Genomic DNA, 1,051 nt, shown 5'->3' with positions numbered 1-1,051 from the left:
ACTTCCGCCTTGGCATCTCCGGTCGCCGGACGATACACAATATTGACCCGCTCTTTCGGAGCGACTGAACCGTCAGATGCCATGCCTACCCCCTAAACCAAACCAAAATTTGTTAAAGAAAAAACCGCTTGGTCAAACGTATTTGCAGCGCGATGACGGCCGCCTAAAGCAATGCTTTTTAAGCACGAACGTACGCTAAAGCTGTCACGTACGAGTCACCATCGACTGCAAGCGACACGGAACAATCGCACGCCATTTCGCCGGTCATATTCGCGAAGAGAACCGGGTTCCAGGCTCTATTCGCGCATTAGGCGAAAGACGTGCGTGATACGCTGCTTTTCCTGTCGCTCAGGCGTTTAACGACCGCTTTAGGGATTTCTTGAAGGCTTGCCGGAATGATTTGCCGTGATAAATCGCTAAGACGATCTATCAGGAATTTTTGAATGCTGCCGTTAAAGCTACGAGGCATAGCTACGAGGCATGTGCCAGGAAAGACGTGTCTTTAGTTCGGTCGAAAATACCTGAAGCCAGGCAAGCAACATCGCCATTGCACGAGAGACCATTGTGGCAAACCAGTATGAAGTCCAGGGCGACGTGCTTATCGTGAGTCTCGAAGGCGCGCTCAACAGCACCAACTCGGCGCAAGTCGAAGCCGAAATCCAGCGCCGTCTCGATCAAGGCGCCAACTCCCTCTTATTCGATCTGAGCGCGCTCGGCTATATCTCCAGCGCCGGATTGCGCGTCGTGTTGATCGCGGCGAAGCGTCTCAAACAATCCGCAGGACGGCTCGTTCTCTGCGGCATGCACGATCAGATCCGCGAGGTCTTCGAGATCAGCGGATTTCTCAACATTCTCAACGTCACCGACACGCGCGCGGCCGCGCTCGAACGCTTCGACGAAGTGGCGTAAGCCCCTATGTTTCATCCGTAACCTGAGCCAGCTTTTCTGAAACGCGGCCGTAACGGCGCGCCCACAGAATTCAACTCATGCGCTAAACGAAACGCGCAAACCAAGCGAAGCAAAGCGAACCTTAGCCAACACAAGCGAAATT

The 1,051-nt window shown here is 53.6% G+C and carries 1 protein-coding gene; it reads left to right on the top strand.

Translation table 11 applies throughout. The annotated features are described in order from the left end of the window. Positions 1-564: 564 nt before the first annotated feature. Entirely contained in the window at positions 565-909 is a 345-nt protein-coding gene (locus tag P7F28_RS17100) for an STAS domain-containing protein (RefSeq protein ID WP_277185711.1), read from the top strand. The last annotated feature ends 142 nt before the right edge of the window (positions 910-1,051 follow it).

The organism is Caballeronia sp. BR00000012568055, assembly GCF_029439455.1.
Taxonomy (GTDB): Bacteria; Pseudomonadota; Gammaproteobacteria; order Burkholderiales; family Burkholderiaceae; genus Caballeronia.
This window is presented reverse-complemented; position numbering and strand designations above follow the sequence as displayed.